This window comes from Candidatus Methanoprimaticola sp. MG2 (assembly GCF_047501175.1).
In the GTDB taxonomy this organism is placed as follows: domain Archaea; phylum Thermoplasmatota; class Thermoplasmata; order Methanomassiliicoccales; family Methanomethylophilaceae; genus Methanoprimaticola.
Window position 1 is genome coordinate 1 of sequence record NZ_JBEQWH010000026.1, and the last position, 1,519, is coordinate 1,519.

At 57.1% G+C, this 1,519-nt stretch carries 1 protein-coding gene; it reads right to left on the reverse strand.

Features of this window, described 5'->3' with window-relative positions; all coding sequences use genetic code 11:
• Window positions 1-79 precede the first annotated feature (79 nt).
• Window positions 80-1,519 (reverse strand): ParB/RepB/Spo0J family partition protein (locus tag V5D86_RS09545; RefSeq protein ID WP_414596456.1); only part of this gene is annotated, 1,440 nt, incomplete at its 5' end.

Here is a 1,519-nt window from a genome sequence, read left to right on the forward strand (position 1 = left end):
CTTGCCATTCCTTTCTCACCTCCCTTTCCGTTTTCGGAGGAAATCGGAAAGGTCCGTGTTAAAGGCTTTTGAGGGATGCTCATGCGTGGGCCTCCTCCTCGGACATATCGTCGGTCGAAGATTCGGGAGAAGTAAGTGGGATGTCCCTCGACATCTCGGAGACGACCTCCTTGATGCAATCGTCCCAGGACATGAGATCATTTGGCTTGATGCCATGGTCCTTGCAGAAGTTGCGGTACTGCGAGAGGACATAGTCCGTGGAGGAGAATCCCATGCCTATGCTCGACATGAACTGGAGCATGCAAAGCTTCTCGAGGATGATCGTCTCGGAGTCCGTCTCGTCGATGGTGATACCGTCGTCCTGCAGGTTCCCGAAGCAGTTATCGAGGAGATCGTTGGAGAACCTGACGAACATCCCGCGGGGATCCTCGGAGCACACCTCCTTTATGGAGTCCCTCAGGGCATCGTCGATGCAGCGGCGATAGCCCTGGACCCTCTCCCTGAAGTCCTGGGTACGAGCCTCGAAGCACTTCCTGTCAGAACAGCAGTTGGTCCCGTCATCGGAGACCATACGGACGCATCCAACGCAGCACCCCTCCGTGATGCCGTACCTGCCATCGCCGAAATGGACGAGCGGATCGTCCCTAACGGATGCGACCCTCGATTCGGATCCGTGCTCGCGCAGTCTATCGAGGCAGTCCCTGTCCAGACAGGCATGGCCGTCCATGATGTTCTTCGGACACGATGTGCAATGCTCGTTGTAGAAGGTCTCCCCGAGGGAGAACCTTGCATAGAGGACGATGCTGTCGTCCGTCCTGCTGTGCTTCGAGAGGAACTTCTTGAAGAGCTCGTCGATGCCGGACACGGGGACAGGGTCCCCTTCGGGATCGACCTTGTGGTCCACGAAGTAGTCCACGAAGGCGGAGAACATGTCCTCGGGGACCTTGGACCTGTATGTGAGGAGCTTGAGGATGTGTGACGGAGTCATTTCCTGCGAAATGACGCCGTTCCTCAGGGACTCGGGAGCATCGAGGAGCCTCAGACGGTTGGATACCCATTCCTGCGACTTCCCGAGACGGGAGCCGACCTCGTCCTGCGTCATGCCGGCATCGAGGAGCCTCCTGATGCCGTCAGCCTCCTCAATGGGATTGAGGTCCTTGCGATGGAGGTTCTCGGTGAACATGATCTCGAGGACCTGTGACTGTGAGAGTGCCGGGTATACATGACAAGGCAGTGAGTCGAGTCCGACTACCGAAGCTGCACGATACCTCCTCTCCCCGGCAACGAGAAGGTATGTCAAGGGATCGTCCTCGCGTCTACAAACGACGAGAGGCTCGATGATCCCGTTGACTCTGATGGACTCCGCAAGCTCTCCGATGCTGTCTTCGAGGTCTCTGCGGATGTTGTGCCCGGTGACTATGCTGTTGGATGGGAGCATGTGGAGTTCGGGCGATATGGAGGATACAGGATCCTCCGGGCATGTCTCTAGGATCTGTGCAGTCTTGGGTTTCCTTGTCAT